This window comes from Nonomuraea helvata (assembly GCF_039535785.1).
Lineage (GTDB): Bacteria > Actinomycetota > Actinomycetes > Streptosporangiales > Streptosporangiaceae > Nonomuraea > Nonomuraea helvata.
Window position 1 is genome coordinate 2,804,171 of record NZ_BAAAXV010000009.1, and the last position, 17,109, is coordinate 2,821,279.

Annotated in this window: 15 protein-coding genes; 11 read left to right on the plus strand and 4 right to left on the minus strand. The window is 71.1% G+C overall.

Features of this window, described 5'->3' with window-relative positions; translation table 11 throughout:
• Positions 1-75 precede the first annotated feature (75 nt).
• From ABD830_RS46410 to ABD830_RS46430, 5 genes are all read left to right on the plus strand, one after another.
• On the plus strand, positions 76-2,208 hold the full coding sequence (locus ABD830_RS46410) for a glycoside hydrolase family 43 protein (RefSeq protein ID WP_345001691.1): 2,133 nt from the start codon (positions 76-78) through the stop codon (positions 2,206-2,208).
• Positions 2,209-2,556: 348 nt separating this feature from the next.
• Positions 2,557-2,934 (plus strand): hypothetical protein, encoded by a 378-nt coding sequence (locus tag ABD830_RS46415; protein WP_345001693.1) that lies wholly within the window; start codon positions 2,557-2,559, stop codon positions 2,932-2,934.
• Between the two features lie 310 nt (positions 2,935-3,244).
• The gene (locus ABD830_RS46420; protein ID WP_345001695.1) at positions 3,245-3,844 is read left to right on the plus strand and encodes a hypothetical protein; all 600 of its coding nucleotides are present in this window, start codon (positions 3,245-3,247) and stop codon (positions 3,842-3,844) included.
• Between the two features lie 64 nt (positions 3,845-3,908).
• A complete protein-coding gene (locus tag ABD830_RS46425) occupies positions 3,909-5,186 on the plus strand; it encodes a serine hydrolase domain-containing protein (RefSeq protein ID WP_345001697.1) in 1,278 nt (425 codons plus the stop codon).
• 114 nt (positions 5,187-5,300) lie between these two features.
• Complete coding sequence (locus ABD830_RS46430) at positions 5,301-6,623, plus strand: MFS transporter (protein WP_345001699.1); 1,323 nt, start codon at positions 5,301-5,303, stop codon at positions 6,621-6,623.
• Between the two features lie 10 nt (positions 6,624-6,633).
• Here ABD830_RS46430 and ABD830_RS46435 read toward each other — a convergent pair whose 3' ends face one another.
• Together ABD830_RS46435 and ABD830_RS46440 are read right to left on the minus strand one after the other, a co-directional pair.
• Entirely contained in the window at positions 6,634-7,290 is a 657-nt protein-coding gene (locus ABD830_RS46435) for a response regulator (protein ID WP_345001701.1), read from the minus strand.
• Positions 7,291-7,317: 27 nt separating this feature from the next.
• A complete protein-coding gene (locus ABD830_RS46440; protein ID WP_345001703.1) occupies positions 7,318-8,517 on the minus strand; it encodes a sensor histidine kinase in 1,200 nt (399 codons plus the stop codon).
• Positions 8,518-8,668: 151 nt separating this feature from the next.
• On the opposite strand from ABD830_RS46440, the gene ABD830_RS46445 reads away from it, so the two are divergent.
• Entirely contained in the window at positions 8,669-10,108 is a 1,440-nt protein-coding gene (locus ABD830_RS46445; RefSeq protein WP_345001705.1) for an alpha/beta fold hydrolase, read from the plus strand.
• 141 nt (positions 10,109-10,249) lie between these two features.
• Here ABD830_RS46445 and add read toward each other — a convergent pair whose 3' ends face one another.
• Both add and ABD830_RS46455 read right to left on the minus strand, forming a co-directional pair.
• The gene (add, locus tag ABD830_RS46450) at positions 10,250-11,161 is read right to left on the minus strand and encodes an adenosine deaminase (RefSeq protein WP_345001707.1); all 912 of its coding nucleotides are present in this window, start codon (positions 11,159-11,161) and stop codon (positions 10,250-10,252) included.
• Positions 11,158-12,102, minus strand: coding sequence for a nucleoside hydrolase (locus ABD830_RS46455; RefSeq protein WP_345001709.1), 945 nt, complete (start codon positions 12,100-12,102; stop codon positions 11,158-11,160). Before ABD830_RS46455 ends, add begins: the two co-directional genes overlap by 4 nt.
• Before the next feature lie 73 nt (positions 12,103-12,175).
• Here ABD830_RS46455 and ABD830_RS46460 point away from each other — a divergent pair, with 73 nt between their 5' ends.
• The 5 genes from ABD830_RS46460 to ABD830_RS46480 all read left to right on the plus strand — a co-directional run bounded on the left by ABD830_RS46460 (position 12,176) and on the right by ABD830_RS46480 (position 17,108).
• Positions 12,176-13,153, plus strand: coding sequence for a LacI family DNA-binding transcriptional regulator (locus tag ABD830_RS46460; protein ID WP_345001712.1), 978 nt, complete (start codon positions 12,176-12,178; stop codon positions 13,151-13,153).
• Between the two features lie 39 nt (positions 13,154-13,192).
• A complete protein-coding gene (locus ABD830_RS46465; protein ID WP_345001714.1) occupies positions 13,193-14,623 on the plus strand; it encodes a cytochrome ubiquinol oxidase subunit I in 1,431 nt (476 codons plus the stop codon).
• 2 nt (positions 14,624-14,625) lie between these two features.
• On the plus strand, positions 14,626-15,630 hold the full coding sequence (locus ABD830_RS46470; protein ID WP_345001716.1) for a cytochrome d ubiquinol oxidase subunit II: 1,005 nt from the start codon (positions 14,626-14,628) through the stop codon (positions 15,628-15,630).
• A gap of 49 nt (positions 15,631-15,679) precedes the next feature.
• Positions 15,680-16,225, plus strand: a complete 546-nt coding sequence (locus tag ABD830_RS46475; protein WP_345001718.1) for a helix-turn-helix domain-containing protein — start codon at positions 15,680-15,682, stop codon at positions 16,223-16,225.
• Between the two features lie 73 nt (positions 16,226-16,298).
• Positions 16,299-17,108: an AraC family transcriptional regulator gene (locus ABD830_RS46480; RefSeq protein WP_345001720.1), complete on the plus strand. Its 810-nt coding sequence runs from the start codon at positions 16,299-16,301 to the stop codon at positions 17,106-17,108.
• The last annotated feature ends 1 nt before the right edge of the window (position 17,109 follow it).

Below are 17,109 nucleotides of genomic sequence, written 5' to 3' on the forward strand. Positions count from 1 at the left end.
GCAGCGGTCGTTTCGCTGGTCATGTCGTTACTCTCACCCACGCCCTCCTCTGCTGGGCAGTCGTACGACAATCCCGTGTCGGCGGCATTCGCCGACACCTTCGCCGATCCGGCCGTGATCCGCGGCCTCGACGGCTACTGGTACTCGTACGGCACCTCCGACCCGCTGCGCGAGGGCGAGGGCAAGCACCACCGGCTGCCGATCGCCCGCTCCACCGACCTGGTCTCGTGGACGTACGTGGGCGACGCGTTCGGCGCGGACAACCTGCCCCCGTACGCCGCCCCCGGCAGCCTGCTGTGGGCGCCCGACGTCCGCTACCTCGACGGCCGGTACGTCATGTACTTCACGGTCACCAACACCACCAGCACTCCGCACGAGTGGGACTACTCGATCGGGGCGGCCACCGCTCCGACGCCGACCGGCCCGTGGACCCACCTCTCGGCCCCGGTGGTCGCGCCGCGGCCGTCCGGGGACTCGTACTGGAACACGATCGATCCGGCGCAGTTCACGGACGTGGACGGCCGGAAGTACCTCTACTTCGGCGGATTTTTCGGGGGATTGTGGGTCACTGAGCTGACCCCCGACGGCCTCCACACCGTGGGGCAGCCTGCGCAGGTGGCCATCGACAACAAGTTCGAGGGCTCGTACGTGGTGCGCCGCGACGGCTACTACTACCTGCTCGCCTCGTCCGCGAACTGCTGCGCCGGCCCCACCACCGGCTACTCCGTCCTGGCCGGTCGCGCCACCAGCCCGCGCGGCCCGTTCGTCGACCGCGAAGGGCAGCCGCTGCTCGCGTCCCGCGCCGGCGGCACCCCCGTCCTCGACCAGAACGGCAACCGCTGGATCGGCACCGGACACCACGCCCAGCTCACCGACCTCTCCGGTCAGGACTGGATGCTGTACCACGCGATCGACCGGGCCGACCCGTTCCTGGACCAGCCGTACGGGATCAACGAGCGGCCGATGCTGCTCGACCGGCTGGACTGGATCGACGGCTGGCCGGCGGTGCGGGCGGGCGCCGGGCCCTCGGAGCGGTCCGAGGAGACGCCGGTCACGCGCGGGTTCGTGAGCCTGACCGATGATCTGTCGGGGTGGCGGGGCGCGGGCTGGGCCATACAGGATGGCTATGTCCGGCACACCGACAAGGGCGCGCTGACGGCGCGGCAGGCGGTCGGCGGGGACGTCCGCGCTGAAACGGACCTCCGCCTGTCCGGGCAGTCGGCCGGAGAGCTGGCCGGGCAGTCGATCGGGCAGTCGGCCGGGCTGCGGATCGGCGGCGCGACCGTGACGGTGTCCGGCAGCGGCCTGACCGTCACGGCGGGAAGCGCGCGCCGTACGGTCGCCCTGCCGGGCGGGGCCACGACGTGGCGCAACCTGGCTGTCACGGTCAAGGGGCGGACGATCACGGCCGAGGTCTCGTCGAGCCGCCTCGGCGATCCCCAGGCCACGGTCCGACTCGACTCGCCGGTTCCGCTGTCGGGCACGTTCGCACTGGTAGCCGATGGTGTGGCCGACTTCGACAACGTCAGCGTGGCCAAGCTCGCCAAGCCCGTCACCCGTCCGGCGCCGGTGCCCCGTACCGGCAAGCTGGTCGACGCCGACGAGTTCGACGGCACGGACTCCGCCTGGCAGTGGGTCCGCCAGGACCCGGACGCCCGTGTGGAAGGCGGCGTGCTGCGCTGGCCGGTCCAGGGCTCCGACCTGGTGGGCACCGCCAACACCGCGAGCGTCCTGCTCCGCGACGCGCCGGAGGGCGACTACATCGCCGAGACCAAGGTGACGCTCGACCTCGGCGAGGACACCGTACGCAACTACCAGCAGGCAGGTCTGGTCGCCTACGTCTCCGACGACGACTTCGCCCGCCTCTCCCAGGTGGCCATCTGGAACACCCGCCAGGTGGAGTACGGTCGGGAGCTCTCGTTCGCCGGCCGCCTCTCCTACGGCGGCAACATCGTCGGCCCGCCGGCCAGGACGACCTGGCTCAGGCTGGCGCATCACGTGGATCCGGTGAGCGGGGAGCACGAGTTCCGCGCCGGCTCGAGCCGCGACGGAAAGACGTGGACGTGGGGCGGCGTGTGGACGTTCCCGAAGGACACCGCGCCGCGCATCGGCCTCGTCGCCCACGGCGGGGCGCAGCCGGCGGTCAACGCCGAGTTCGACTACGTACGCATCTATCGCTCGCCTGGCGCAGCATCGGTGAACGGCTGACAGCTCGCCGGATCGTGCGCGGAAGCGCTGGGGCGGCCCACGCGATCGCCCCGGCACTCCTGCTTCCTATTCGGATAGGAGGAAGCTTCCTAATGCAGTATCCTCATGGTTGTGGCCGAGCAGCCTCCCCCACACATACGCCAGCTCGCCGAGGTGGCAGCGGTAGTGGCTGCCCAGGGGCCACCGCTGACTGGCTTTACCACCTCAAGGGCGACATGTGCGCGCTGCGTGTGATCAAAGATGGCATCATCTCGGTTCCCGTCATGATCCCTGCAAACCCCGACGCGACCCTGAGCTATTTCGTGAAGCTCTGAAGCGCCTGGAGGCGGTCGTCGAAAGGATGAGCCGATGAGCAAGGCGATCACCTACGTCATCACCTACGAACGCGGGCGATGGGTGTCGCGTTGCCCCACCGGAGAGACCGAGGGCGTCGGCGTGGCCGGCTCCTTGTCGCAGATGGAGCGTGATCTGGCGCAGATCCACGCCTGGGCCTGGCCTGAGGACACTCCCGGCGTGGAGCTGGTCTTCGACCTGCCCGAGGATCTGGCTGGTGTGGTGGCCGAATACCACCGCGAGAAAGAGCTGGCCGAGGCTCACACGAAGCGCGCGGCGGAGTTGGCGGTCAAGGTCGCGAAGACCCTCACGAGCCACTGGTCGGAGCCTGACGCCGCACGTGTCATGGGCCTGTCCAAGCAGCGCGTCCACCAGTTGAAGGTCAGCGTCTGACGGGTGCGGTGTCCCGGCCTCGGGAGATCAGGCGCCGCTGAGCGATCTCAGGTCTCCGGGGTCTCGGCGAGCTCGGCGGTCGGCTCATGAAGGTCATCCGGTCTTTCCGTGCAGTTCCCCTGCCGGCCACCGGTGGTCATCATGATCGATGGCACGCCCTCGCCTCCGGAGGTCCCTGTGACGGTCTTCCTGCGTGTACTCCTCGCGTCCATGGTGGCGGCTTCTGTCGCGCTGCCCGCCGTACCGGCTGCCGCGGCCACGGCGGCGCCGGCCGGAATGTACAGGTTCGTGCCTCAGCGGGACCTACGCGGTGACGGGCTCGGTGCTGAGGATCACCTGGGACGGGAACGGATGGGAGGAATGGACGGTCAGCGAGCCGATCGCCGGGCGGCTCGCCAAGCTCACCTACCGCGACAGCTCGTTCGGCGCGACGCACGGGTACGGCTACGGCAGCAACGCCACATGGAGCGAGCGCGCGTCGATGGCGGAGATCGCTGCCTTCGACCACACCCGGCTCAAGCACGGCTACCACCTGTGGAAGACCGACGCGGGCACGCCGTACCTCGACGAGGGCGCGGGCACGCCGTTCTGGATGCTCGGGTGGCGACCCTGCTCGAGCGGCCGGTGCCTGGGCGGCGCCACGACGGCCACCGACTACTACCTGTCCACCGCGAACGCCACGTCCACCGACCGCAGGGACACCATCTGGCACTGGCGGCGCGAACTTGCCGACGCCCGCGGCGAGCACTGCTACACCGGCAACTCACACGTGAAGCCCATGCTGCAGATCATCGACAGCGCGGGCGGCTTCCACGGCTGGGTCGCCGTGGAGGCGTCACTCAACCAGACCTCCCCGAGCCAGGGCACCTCGGCCGACGACATCGGCGTCTTCGAACTCAGCGAGTTCTAGCCGCCGGCGGCTGTACGCGGTCGGGCGGCACCAGGCTGGTGTGGTACGAAGTACCCCTATTGCGATGAAAGTGACAGTAGGGGGCAATGTGACCATGCTCAGCCGACGACGGCTCCTCCAGGCGAGCGCCGGCGCCGTACCAGCGATCGCGCTCGGGACGCGTCCCGCGTGGGCCGCCGCGGCCGAGCCGCTGACCACCGGTGTCGTGCCGAGCTCGATGGCCGGGTTCGACCAGGCGATGAAGACGTTCATCACCGAGCGGGACATCTCCTGCGCCCAGCTCGCGGTCGCCAAGAACGGCAAGATCCTGCTCGCGCGCGGCTACGGGGTTTACACCAAGCCGGGCGCCCTCGTGCGGGTGCAGCCGACGTCCCTGTTCCGGATCGCAAGCCTCAGCAAGAGCCTCACCGCCGCCGCGATCGTCCGGCTGGTCCAGGACGGCAAGCTGACGCTGGGCGCAAAGGTGGCCTCGCTGCTGGGGCTGTCCACCACGGCCGACCCCCGGCTGGCGAACGTCACCCTGTGGCGGCTGCTCCAGCACCTCGGCGGCTGGGACAGTGCCGTGTCGAAGGACCCGCTCTTCAACGACTACACGATCTCCACGTCGCTGGGCGTGCCGCTGCCGATCGACCACGACGACATGATCAAGTACGTCACCGCGAGGAAGCTCGACTACGACCCCGGCACGAAGTACGCCTACAGCAACTACGGCTACATGCTGGCCGGCCGGATCATCGAGAAGGTCTCGGGCATGAGCTACGAGTCGTACGTGCGGCAGAAGCTCCTCGCCCCCGTCGGGATCACGCGGCCGCGGCTGGGCCGCAGCCTCCGCGCCGAGGCCTTCTCCACCGAGGTGACCTACACGTCGAAGCTCACCGGCAAGAGCGTCGTGGACCAGTCGGGCGCCGTCGTGCCGCTCCCCTACGGCGGTTTCAACCTGCCGAACATGGACGCCAACGGCGGCTGGGTCGCCTCGGCCGTCGACATGGTCAAGTGGGGCTTCGTCTTCAACGCCGCCGGGCCCGTGCTCAACTCCACGTCGCTCTCCCGGATCTTCGCCAAGCCCGAGACCGGCGTGACCGGCAACGGCTCCTGGTACGGCCTCGGCTGGAACGTGCGCACGAACAACGTCGGAGGCCTGAACACCTGGCACACCGGCAGCCTGCCTGGCACGTTCAGCTTCCTCGCGCGGGTGCAGAACGGCGTCAGCTACTGCGCGATCTTCAACCGCAGGGAGGAAACGGGGTCGCCCGACTTCGACTCGATCGACCCCATCCTCGGCGAGGCGATCGGCACCGTGAAGACGTGGCCCACCACGGACCTCACCTCGAAGTACTTCTGACCGGCACGATCACCGGGCGTCCGTGCGCGCGGGCACCCGGTGATCGGACTGGTGACCGTCGATCACGACTCATGTACCGTCGCGGGAAAGGCAAGACCTACCGAGGAGCGGTAGATGGTAGAGGAGCAGCGACTCGACGCGACAGGACAACCATCACAGACGAGAAGGCAGCTGGTCCGGGCGGTGATCGCCTCCGCCGTGGGGACCTCGATCGAATGGTACGACTTCTTCCTGTACGGCTTCGCCGCCAGCACGATCTTCGCGAACCTGTTCTTCCCGAAGAGTGACCCCACGACGGGTCTGCTGCTGTCACTCGGCACCTACTTCGGCGGGTTCGCCGCCCGCCCGATCGGGGCGGCGATCTTCGGGCACTACGGCGATCGGATCGGGCGCAAGGCCACCCTCATCATCACCCTCCTGAGCATGGGCGTCGCCACCGCGCTCGTCGGCGTGGTCCCGACGTACGAGCAGATCGGCGTCTGGGGCGGCATCCTGCTGACCGCGCTCCGGCTGCTCCAGGGCATCAGCGTCGGAGGCGAGTGGGGCGGCTCCGTGCTGCTGGCCACCGAGTGGGGCAGGTCGCGCGGCGGGCGGCGCGGCTTCCTGGGCAGCTGGCCGCAGTTCGGGGTGCCGGTCGGGCTCGTGCTCGGCTACCTGGCGCTCGAGGTGTTCCAGCCGCTCGACCCCTACTGGGGATGGCGCATCCCGTTCCTGCTCAGCATCGTGATGGCCGGCGTCGGCCTCTACATCAGGCTCGGCATCCTGGAGACGCCGGTCTTCGCCAAGGTCCTGAAGGAGAACCGGGTCGAGCGGGTCCCCGTGCGCGAGGTCATCGTCAGGAACTGGCGGGAGATCGTGCTGAGCGCGCTGCTCAGGACCGGGCAGCAGGCGCCGTTCTACATCTTCACCGTCTTCATCCTGACGTACGCCACCAAGACCCTGGGGTTCGAAGCGGGGGAGATCTACCCGTACGTCATCGCCGCCGGGATCGTGTCCCTGTTCACCGTGCCCTTCTGGGGATACATCTCCGACCTCGTGGGGCGCCGGAGGCTCTACATCGTCGGCGCCGCGGCCATGGTGGCCTGGTCGTTCATCTACTGGCCGCTGCTCGACACCCGCGTGCCCTCGCTGGTCTTCCTGGCCATCGTGCTGGCCGCGCCCATCCACGACATCCAGTACGGCCCGCAGGCCACGTTCATCGCTGAGAGCTTCACCGGGCGGCTGCGCTACAGCGGGGCCTCGCTCGGATACCAGCTGGCCTCGGTGACGGCGGGCGGGCCCGCGCCGTTGATCGCGGTGTGGTTGTACGCCACCTACAAGAGCTCGTTCGCCGTCGCCGTATATATGGCGATATGTGCGCTGATCAGCGTGGTTGCGGCGGCCATGCTGAAGGACCGGTCGCAGCAGGACTACGCGGTCGAGTACGACGACGTGTGACGCCCCCGCGTCACGTGTTATCGCCGTCCTGCAGGTAGTGCAGGACGGCGAGGACCCGGCGGTGGTCGCTGTCCGAGGGCGACAGGCCCAGCTTGGTGAAGATCTGCGTCACGTGCTTCTCCACCGAGCCGTACGAGAGGAACAGCGCGTCGGCGATGGCGCTGTTGGAGCGGCCCTCCGCCATCATGGCCAGCACCTCGCGCTCTCTGGGGGTGAGCATGGAGAGGGCCTCCACGCGCCGGCTGGCGCCCATGATCTGGGTGACGACCTCAGGGTCCAGCACGGTCTCCCCGTCGGCGATCCGGGCGAGGGCGGAGAGGAAGTCCTTGACGTCGGCGACGCGCTCCTTCAGCAGGTAACCGACCCCGCGGGCCCCCTCGGCGAGCAACTGGGCCGCGTACCGGGTCTCGATGTACTGGGAGAAGACCAGCACGCCCAGGTCCGGGTGGTCGCGGCGGATCCGGATCGCGGCACGCAGACCCTCGTCGGTGTGGGCCGGCGGCATGCGTACGTCGACCACCGCCACGTCGGGGCGGTGCTCGGCCACGGCCGCCCGCAGCGCGTCGCCGTCTCCCACGGCGGCGACGACCTGGTGGCCCCGGGAGGTGAGCAGCAGGCAGAGGCCGTCTCTGAGGACCACGGCGTCCTCGGCGATGACGATGCGCATGCGGGTTCCGTTCGGAGGTGCGGGGAGTCAGACGTGCAGGGGAAGGTCGATGCTGATCATCGTAGGTCCACCGGCCGGGCTGCGGAGGTCGAGGTGGCCGTCCACCATGTGCACGCGGTCGGCGAGGCCGCGCAGCCCGGTCCCGGTTTCATGGTCCATCGCCGCGCCGCCGTGGCCGTCGTCGAACACGAGCAGCCTAAGCCGGCCATTCCGCGACCGTACCTCGACCGAGGCGCGCCGGGCGCCGCTGTGCTTGGCCACGTTGGCGAGGAGCTCCGCCGTGCAGTAGAAGGCGATGCTCTCCACCGCGGGGGACGGCCGCTCGGGCAGGTCGGTGTCGAGCTCGACGGGGAGCGGGCTGCGTGCGGCGAGCGTGGCCACGGCGATCTCGAGCCCCTTGTCCAGCGCGGGCGGGTGGATGCCGTGGATCAGGTCGCGCAGCTCGGTCAGGGTCTCCTTGGCCGTGCGGTGCGCGCTGTCGACCAGGGAGCGGGCGCGTTCCAGCCGGTCGGGCTCGTGAGCCTCGGCCAGCTCCTCCTGCGCCATGCCCAGGCTCATCGCCAGCGTGACCAGCCGGGCCGCCGTCCCGTCATGCAGGTCGCGTTCGATCCGGCGCAGCGCGGCCGCGGCGTCGTCCACGGCCAGCGCCCGCGTGCGCTCCAGCGCCTGGATCCGCGCGGTGCCAGGGGCCGGTCCGAGGAGCGTCCGTACGAGCTTCAGCTCGGGGACGAGGGCGAGACGTACGCCCCACGGTGCCAGCACCAGCAGCACCGGCCCGGCCACCACGGCCGGCCACCATGGCGGGGAAACGAGCAGGAACAGGCCGCCGCCCCACAGCCCGGCGGCGACGGCGAAGGCGAGGACCGCCGCCGGCAGCCTGACGAGGCTGTGGATGATCGCCCGCCATCCCGCGACCTCGCCGAGCGCCGCCATCATCCGGTTGAGCAGGCCAGGCTCGGACCGGAACGGGGCCGGCGCGGGCACCCGCACCCCCGTCAGCGCCCGCGCCAGCCCCCGGTTCGCCGCGCCCAACCCCCTGGCCCCCCGCACGGAGAGGGCGAGGAGCGGGAGCCCGACGATGTTGGCCGCCATCAGGCCGCACAGCAGCACGACGAGGAGATAGACCAGACCGGCCCCCGCCATCAGCGGCATGGTCAGCGCGTACCCGAGCTCCCGCCACGCTCGTGCCTCCACCGGCGCGGTGACCGCCGCTCGCCACTTGTCCACCCGTCCAGCTTGGCGAAGACCCGCGCCGGGAGGCCAGCCGGACAGCCCCGGGGGACATCCCGAAGCCGATACGGCGGACGTCCCCGTGGTGTCCGGCCGCTCCGCTCGGCGAGCGTGGTCATCAAGAGTTCCAGGAAACGGAGGATTCGACATGCCTGGCAAGACCAGAGCCTTGGTCGTCGGTATGGCATTGGCGGCGGCGCTGACGGGCACACCCGCGGCAGTCGCCCAGGGGCTGACGTGGCGCGCATGCCCGGGCGAGAACGTGCCCAGGGGCATGGAGTGCGCCACGATCGAGGTGCCCCTGGACTGGACGAAGCCGGACGGGCCGAAGGTCGCACTGGACCTGGCCAGGCTGCCCGCCACCGAGCCCGCACACCGCATCGGCAGCGTGCTCGGCATCCCCGGGGGCCCCGGCGCGAAGGGCATCGACGAGCTCAAGCGGGCCGTGTCCGACCTCGCCGAACTGGGCCGCCGCTTCGACCTCGTCGCCTACAACCCGCGCAACACCGTGTGGCGGGACCACTTGCCCGCGTCCTGTAACCAGCCCGGGACGTCGCTGTACGAGCCCAAGAACCGGAAGCAGTACGAGGCCCTGTCGGCGGCGATGGCCAAGGCGTTCAGGACCTGCCAGAACGACGACAAGACCGGGCTCTTCGCCCACATGGACTCGCTCTCGGTGGCCAGGGACATGGAGGCCGTCCGCGCGGCGCTGGGCGAGGAGCGGCTGAGCTTCATGGCCAACTCTTACGGAGGGGTCCCCGCGGCCGCCTACGCCCGGCTCTTCCCGCAGCGCATCAGGGCCATGTACCTGGACGGAACGATCAACCAGACCACCGGCTGGCTCGGTCAGCAGCTCCTGTCGCTGCGGCAGATCGAGCGGCTGGTGTTCCCCACGTTCACCAACTGGTGCGCGACCACTCCTGCCTGCGCGCTGCACGGCGAGGACGCCGGAGCGGTCTGGCTCAAGCTCACCCGGGACGCCGATCGCAAGCCCATCCCGGTCACCTCGTCGCAGTTCGGCAAGGGCGAGCTGACCGGCTGGCACCTGCGGAGCTTCGGCTTCGTCAGGGACCCGGGACCGGGGAACTCCCGGTGGCTGGCCTTCGCCGACGCCGTGGACAAGGCACGCCGGGGCGACGGCTCCGGTTTCGCCGACTTCGCCCTCGGCAACGCACGCGTCTGGGCCACGCCCGCGGCCCTCGCGATGAGCTGCGGGGACGATCGAGGGTTCGCGAGCTACGCCCGGTTCCAGGAAGCCCGCATCCGGGCGCGCGCGGTCTCGCCCAACTTCGGCGCAGCCAGTTTCGACGCGCTGGGCTGCGCCGGTTGGCCCCTGCCGGTGGCCAACCCGTCCCGCCCCTTGCCGGCCCGCGGGCTGCCGCCCTTCCTGGGTGTCGGCACCACGTGGGTCGATTACGGATGGACCGAGAGCTTCACGAAGCTGATCCCGGGCTCGGTCACCGTGGCCTACGACGGGCCCGGGCACGTCATGTACCTGTCCGGAAAGAAATGCCCGATCAGGCACGCCACCACGTACCTGGTGGATCTGAAGCTGCCGCCGCCCGGCACGGTCTGTCCCGCTGAGTGACCCCTTGGAGGGCACCCGGCCCGGGTGCCCTCCTCGGCGTCAGCCGTAAGCGCGTACCTCCAGCAGCCCGACCGAGCCCTGGTTGTCACGTCTTCGAAGCGGCATAGAGTGTTCGGGCCGACAACACGGGCGGTGAAAATTTCAGTTCCCGAACGCCGCGGCGGCCGCGTGGGCCTGGGCGAGCTCCTCCTGCTCGGCCGTCCACCCCTCGAACTCCCTGGCCAGCGTGGTCCCCGCGGTGGTGCGCGCGTCGGTGCTGATGGTGACGGGCAGCCCGGCGGCCAGGAGCCGGGTGGCCGGGTGTCCGTCCAGGCTGGGGACGGCGCCGGTCAGCACGTTGCTGATCGGGCACATCTCCAGCGCGATCCGGTCGTGCCGCAGCCGGTCGAGCAGCGCGACGTCGGCCGCGCACCGTACGCCGTGGCCGATCCGGCGGGCGCCGAGCACGTCGATCGCCTCCCACATGCTCTCCGGACCCGCCGCCTCGCCGGCGTGCACCGTGCACGGCAGATCCGCCGCGTGGGCCAGGTCGAAGGCGGCCCGGTGCGGCGCGCCGGGGTGCAGCCGCTCGTCGCCGGCCAGGTCGAGCCCGGCCACCTTGTCGCGGTGCCGCAGCGCCGTCTCGGCGATGGACAGGCTCTCCTCCGGCGTCTGGTGCCGCAGACAGCACAGCAGCAGCCCGGTACGCACTCCGGTCGCCGCCCGCCCTGCCGCCAGGCCCTCCGCGACGGCCTCGACCGCCTCGTCCTGAGACATGCCGTGCCGGCCGTGCAACTGGGGGGCGAAGCGCACCTCGCCGTAGACCACGCCGTCGGCCTGCCAGTCCTCGACCAGCTCGCGGGCGGCCCTGCTCAGCGCGTCGGGGGTCTGCAGCACCTGGAGAGGCACGTCGATGTACGTGAGGAACTTGGCCAGGCTGCCGCAGGCGGGCGCCGTGACCAGCCGCTCGACGGGGCCGTCCAGGGTGATGCCCTGGCTGCGGGCCAGGTCGGCGACCGTGCCGGGGCGTACCGATCCGTCGAGGTGGCAGTGGAGCTCGTAGCGCGGGGTCATCGATGTCCTTCCGGGGCACAGGTGTCGAACAGCAACTGCTTGAAGCCGTGCTCGTCGACCCGCCGGACCAGCGTCACGTTCGGGGCCGGAGCGGAGCGGCGACGATCGATGATCAGCTGGCCGCAGGTCTCGTCGCCGAGGGAGACGTCCACGTGCACCTGCTCCTGCTCGACGATCAGCTCGGGCCGGAGCGCCACGGCCATCGCGACGGGATCGGGTAGGTCGTATCCGTCCAGGCCGGTGACGTTCCGGGCCCACGCGGCGACCTTGCGGTTGACGCGGTGGGCGAAGGCGGCCATGGGGGTGTCGAGCTGCTCCAGCCAGAGCTGGTCGGCGGGCGTCATGACGGCGTCCTTGCGCGAGACGTCCCAGCCGATCCAGGTCACCTTGTCCGGCGTGGCCGACTCCAGCACCACCCGGGCGGCCTCGGGATCGGCCCACACGTTGAACTCGGCGGTGGCCGAGATGTTGCCGCGCATGTCGGCGGCGCCGGCCATGCAGTAGACGTGCCGGTACCGGTCGAGCAGGTTTCGGTCGCGGAGCAGGGCGACGGCGAGGTTGGTGAGCGGCCCGAGGGTGACCAGGGTCAGCTCGCCGGGGTGCCGGCGCGGGTGATGCACGAGGACGTCGACCGCGTGCTCGCTCTGGGGAGCGTGCTCGGGGGCCGGCAGGCCGATGTCGCCCATCCCGTCATGGCCGTGCACGTGCTGGGCGGTGGAGAGCAGGCGGGTCATCGGACGCTCGCAGCCGGGGTGGACGGGAATGTCGCCGCGCCCGGCCACCACTAAGGAGATGAGCGCGTTACGGGTCCCGGTCGCCAGGGGCACGTTGCCCGCCACCGTGGTCACGGCGCGGACGTCGCCCCGACCGCTGGCGGCGGCCAGCAGCAGCGCCACCGCGTCGTCGGAGCCCGTGTCGGTGTCGACGATCAAGGGCAGCACGGCACACACCTCCAAGAATCTAATCGTTTAGAAGGCTATATCTAAACGATTAGATGCGAGAATGTAAACCGCTATGACGAAACGCCCGAGCACTCTGGCCGACGTCGCCCGCAGAGCGGGGACCTCGACGGCGGTGGTCAGCTATGTGATCAACAACGGCCCCCGTCCCGTGGCCGCCGCGACCCGCGAGCGCGTCCTGGCCGCGGCGGCCGAGCTCGGCTACCGCCCCAACCGCATCGCCCGCGCACTGCGCTCGCGCACCACGGGGGTGGTGGGCCTGGTGCTGGCGGACGCGTCCAACCCGTACTTCGGCGCTCTGGCCAGGCACGTCGAGCAGGCGCTGGAGAGGCACGACCGGCTCACGCTGGTGGGCAACGCGGGATACTCCCCGGAGCGCCAGGGGCATCTCGTCGAGCGCTTCCTGGCCGCCCAGGTCGACGGGCTGATCATCGTCTCATCTGACACCGCCGGTGACGCGGCGGCGCCGACCGGCGTACCCGCCGTGTACGTCCACCATGGCCCCGCAGACGGGCACGCGCCGGTGGTGGCGGCCGACAACCGCGCGGCCGTGCGGCAGGCGGTCGCGCACCTGCGCGAGCACGGGCACCGGAGCGTCGCCTTCCTGGCGGGTCCGCACGACGGAGGCCCCGTGGGAGTGCGGCGGGAGGCCTGGGAGGCGGCGGTCGGCGGTGACCCCGGCTCCGTGCTCCTGCGCTCCGACTACTCGCGGGCCGCGGCGGACGTACTGACCCGCCGCCTGATCTCGGAGGGCGCCCTGCCGCGCGCCCTGATCGCGGCCACCGACGAGCAGGCCATCGGCGTCCTGTCCGGCGCCTGGGCCTGCGGCCTTCCCGTCCCCGACCGACTCGCCCTGATCAGCCTCGACGGGACCCCCGAGAGCGCCTACACCGCTCCCGCGCTGACGGTCACCGAACAGCCGCTCCAGGCCATGGCCGAACAGGCCGTGGACCTGCTGCTCTCCCTTGACGGGCGCGCCGAGCCGCCGGCAGCGGCCCTGGTGCCGCGGCGTAGCTGCGGCTGCTCGGAGTGACACCAGAGCTACAGATAGGCGTGGCATTACCTGTACCCGATGCCGGGCAGGACCCGCGACGGCGGGATCGAGCCGAGCAGCGGGGGAGCGAAGGTCATGTGTCACGGGGCCGGGATCGCCGTTCATGTCCTGAACGGTGCCGACCTGGGCGCCGCGCGGATGCAGATGGCGCTCTCGCTGGGCTGGCACATCGTGCTCGCCTGCTTCGGCGTCGGGATGCCGGCCATCACGCTGATCGCCGAATGGCGGGGGCACCGCAGTGGCGACTCGCACTACCGGCTGCTGGCCCGCCGGTGGGCCAAGGCGATGGGCGTGCTGTTCGCGGTGGGGGCGGTCTCGGGCACGATCCTGTCGTTCGAGATGGGCCTGCTGTGGCCGGGCATGATGGGCGTGTACGGCGAGGTCATCGGCCTGCCGTTCTCCCTGGAGGGCATCGCGTTCTTCATCGAGGCCATCTTCGTGGGGATCTACCTGTACGCCTGGGACCGGCTGCCACCCAGGGCGCACCTGCTGGCCGGGGTCCCGATCGTGCTGGCGGGGGTGGCCAGCGCGTTCTTCGTCGTCAGCGCCAACGCCTGGATGCAGCGGCCGACCGGCTTCCAGGTGAAGGACGGCCGCGTCGTGTCGGTCGATCCGTGGGGGGCGATGTTCAACCCGGCCACGCCGCCGATGACCACGCACATGATCCTGGCCGCGTTCATGGTCGCCGGGTTCGGCATGGCGAGCGTCTACGCCGTCGCCATGCTGCGCGGCCGCCGCGACCGCTACCACCGGCTCGGCCTGCTGCTGCCGCTGACCGTGGCGGCGGTCATCACCCCGGTGCAGATCGGCGTGGGAGACTGGGCCGCCCACGCCGTCGCCGACCAGCAGCCGGTCAAGCTCGCCGCCATGGAGGGCGTGTTCAGGACCGGGCGCGGGGTCCCGCTCCATCTCGGCGGCATCGCGATCGACGGCGAGATGCGGTACGCCCTGGAGCTCCCGTACGGGCTGTCGCTGCTGGCGCACTGGGACCCGAACGCCGAGATCCACGGGCTGGAGGAGGTGCCGCCCGGCGACCGTCCGCCGGTCAACGTGGTGCACTGGGCGTTCCAGATCATGGTCGCGTTCGGTTTCGCCCTGCTGGCCCTGGCCGCCTGGCTGGCGTGGGAGTGGCGGCGGCGGCGTGACCTGCCCCGCTCGCCCTGGTTCCTGCGCGCGGCGGCGGCGTCGGGCGTGGCCGCGGTGCTGGCGCTGGAGTCCGGCTGGGTCGTCACCGAGGTGGGCCGCCAGCCGTGGATCGTCTTCCGGGTGCTGCGCACGTCGCAGGCGGTCAACCCGGCGCCCGGCCTGGTGTACGGGTTCGTCCTCGTCACGGTGGTCTACCTGCTGCTCACCGTGGCCACCGTCTACGTGCTGCGCCGCCTGGCCCGCGACGTCCCGGTGCCGGTCGCGCCCCAGGAACGCGACATCAGCGGTTACAAGGTCGTGTGAGCATGTCGCTGCCGGAGATCATGCTCGCGGTCCTGTGGGTCGGCCTGACCGCCTACGTGCTGTTCGGCGGCGCGGACTTCGGCGGCGGCGTCTGGGACCTGCTCGCCGGCGGCGCCAAGACCGGGCATCGGCAGCGGGAGCTGATCGAGCACTCGATCGGCCCGGTCTGGGAGGCCAACCACGTGTGGCTGATCTTCGTGATCGTGCTGACGTGGACCGGGCTCCCATCGGTGTTCGCCGCCGTCGCCTCCACTCTCTACATCCCGCTCACGCTCGCCGCGCTGGGCATCATCGGCCGCGGCGCCGCGTTCGCCTTCCGCAAGGTCTCCACGGAGCTGTGGCAGCGCCGGCTGTTCGGCGCCACGTTCGCCTTCTCCTCCGTCGTCACCCCGTTCTTCCTGGGCACGGTCGCGGGCGCCATCGCCTCGGGCCGGGTGCCGCTCGGCATCGCCAGGGGCGACCTGGTGGGCAGCTGGCTGAACCCCACCTCCGTGACAGCGGGGGCGCTGGCCGTCGGCGTCGCCGCCTACCTCGCCTGCGTCTACCTGACCCGCGACGCCCAGCGCGCCGGCGCCGCCGACCTCGTGGCGGCCTTCCGCCGGCGCGCGCTGGTCTGCGGCGTGGCCGTCGGGGCGCTCTCGGCCGTGGGCCTGATCGTCCTGCGGGCCGACACGCCTGATCTGTACACCGAGCTGACGTCGGGGCGGGCTCTGCCGCTCCTCCTGCTCTCCGTGGTGGCGGGGCTGGCCTCGCTCGCGCTGATGTGGTGGCGCGCGTACGTGGCCGTACGGCTCACCGCCGCCCTGGCAGTGATGGGGCTGCTGTGGGGCTGGGGCGTCGGGCAGTATCCCGCGCCGCTCCCCGGCGTCTCCCTGGACGAGGCGGCCGCCACCGACGCGGTCCTGGCGGCCAGCCTGGGATCGCTGGCCGTGGGCGCGGTCCTGCTGCTGCCTTCGCTGTGGTGGTTGTACGCCACCTTCCAGCGGGACCGTGGGAAGTCGCGGTAAGGCTTTCTCGACTTTCGAGAAAGGTGGCAGAGCATGAGATCGTAGGGGAATGGACCCGTTGGAGCTTCTGGGGCAGCCCGTACGCCTACGCATCGTCCACGCGCTACGCGGCGACCGGACGCTGACCACCTCCCAGCTGTGCGCTCGCATCCCCGACGTCTCGAAGGCCACCGTCTACCGGCACATCGAGCTGCTGGCCGCCGGGGGGATCCTGGAGGTGGCCGAGGAGCGGCGGGTGCGCGGCGCGGTGGAGCGCCTCTACCGGCTGCGCCAGGACCGGGCCACGATCGACGCCGGCACCGCCGGATCCTTGACGACGGAGGACCACCGGCGCGGGTTCGCCGTGGCGATGGCCGCCCTGCTCGCCGAGTTCAACGCCTATCTGGACAAGGAACACGCCGATCCGGCGGCGGACCTCGTCGGCTACCGCCAGCACGCCGTCTGGCTCACGCGGGACGAGCTGCTGGAGCTGATCGCCCAGCTGCGCCGTGCGATCGTGCCGGTGCTGGACAACGCCCCCGCGCCGGGGCGCACGCAGTACCTGATCAGCCCGATCCAGTTCCCGATCGAGCAGCCGTCAGGCGATCCCGGCTGATCCCCCAAACCTGGTCCGGTGACGACGGAGCTCACCCTGCTGCCGCGGGTGATTTCGCGCTATGAAGGGACATGTGGAACTTGCCCGCTACTGGCGCTATCACGGGCTCGGCGGCCTGGACCTGATGCGCGCGCAGTTCGTCCGGCACCGGTTCGCCCGGCACAGCCATGAGACGTACGCGCTCGGGACGGTGGAGGCCGGCCTGGAGGAGATCCGTTTCTCCGACGGGGTGGAGCGCACGGGCGTGGACGAGGTCGTGCTGATCGAGCCGGGCGTCGTCCACACGGGCCAGTCCCACACCGCCGACGGCTGGGTGTACCGGGTGCTGTACCCGAGCGTCGAGCAGGTGCGCGAGGTCGCGGACGAGCTCGGTGTGCCGGGCGGGACGCCGTCGTTCGACCGGCGGGTGATCGCCGACGCGCCGATGGCCCGGCGGGTGCTGGCCGCCCACCGCGCGGCGGAGACCGGCGCGTCGCTGGCCGCCGACTCCCAGCTCCACACGCTGCTGGTCCTCATGATCCGCACGTACGGCACGCGCCGGCCGCAGCGCCAGACCCGTGGGATCGGCAGGCGGAGCGCGGCCCGAGTACGCGACCTGCTGCACGCCACGATGCCGGACCCGCCCGGCCTGGCCGAGCTGGCGGCCGTGGCTGGGGTCACGCCGTACGCGCTGGTGCGCTCGTTCCGGCGGGCGTACGGCATGCCGCCGCACGCCTACGTGACCCAGCTGCGCGTGGCGAAGGCCCGTGAACTGCTGCGGCAGGGCACACCGCCCGCCGAGGCGGCCGTGACGGTGGGGTTCTGCGACCAGTCGCACCTGTCGCGGCATTTCCGCCGCCTCGTCGGCGTGCCGCCGCGCGCTTACCAGCGCGGGGTGCAATAAC

Coding starts and splice junctions, on each gene's coding strand:
- ABD830_RS46465 (WP_345001714.1), top strand. CDS start 13,193: ATGCCGGGCAGGACCCGCGACGGCGGGATCGAGCCGAGCAGCGGGGGA.
- ABD830_RS46430 (WP_345001699.1), top strand. CDS start 5,301: ATGGTAGAGGAGCAGCGACTCGACGCGACAGGACAACCATCACAGACG.
- ABD830_RS46470 (WP_345001716.1), top strand. CDS start 14,626: ATGTCGCTGCCGGAGATCATGCTCGCGGTCCTGTGGGTCGGCCTGACC.
- ABD830_RS46425 (WP_345001697.1), top strand. CDS start 3,909: ATGAAAGTGACAGTAGGGGGCAATGTGACCATGCTCAGCCGACGACGG.
- ABD830_RS46435 (WP_345001701.1), bottom strand. CDS start 7,290: ATGCGCATCGTCATCGCCGAGGACGCCGTGGTCCTCAGAGACGGCCTC.
- ABD830_RS46445 (WP_345001705.1), top strand. CDS start 8,669: ATGCCTGGCAAGACCAGAGCCTTGGTCGTCGGTATGGCATTGGCGGCG.
- ABD830_RS46415 (WP_345001693.1), top strand. CDS start 2,557: ATGAGCAAGGCGATCACCTACGTCATCACCTACGAACGCGGGCGATGG.
- ABD830_RS46475 (WP_345001718.1), top strand. CDS start 15,680: ATGGACCCGTTGGAGCTTCTGGGGCAGCCCGTACGCCTACGCATCGTC.
- add (WP_345001707.1), bottom strand. CDS start 11,161: ATGACCCCGCGCTACGAGCTCCACTGCCACCTCGACGGATCGGTACGC.
- ABD830_RS46460 (WP_345001712.1), top strand. CDS start 12,176: ATGACGAAACGCCCGAGCACTCTGGCCGACGTCGCCCGCAGAGCGGGG.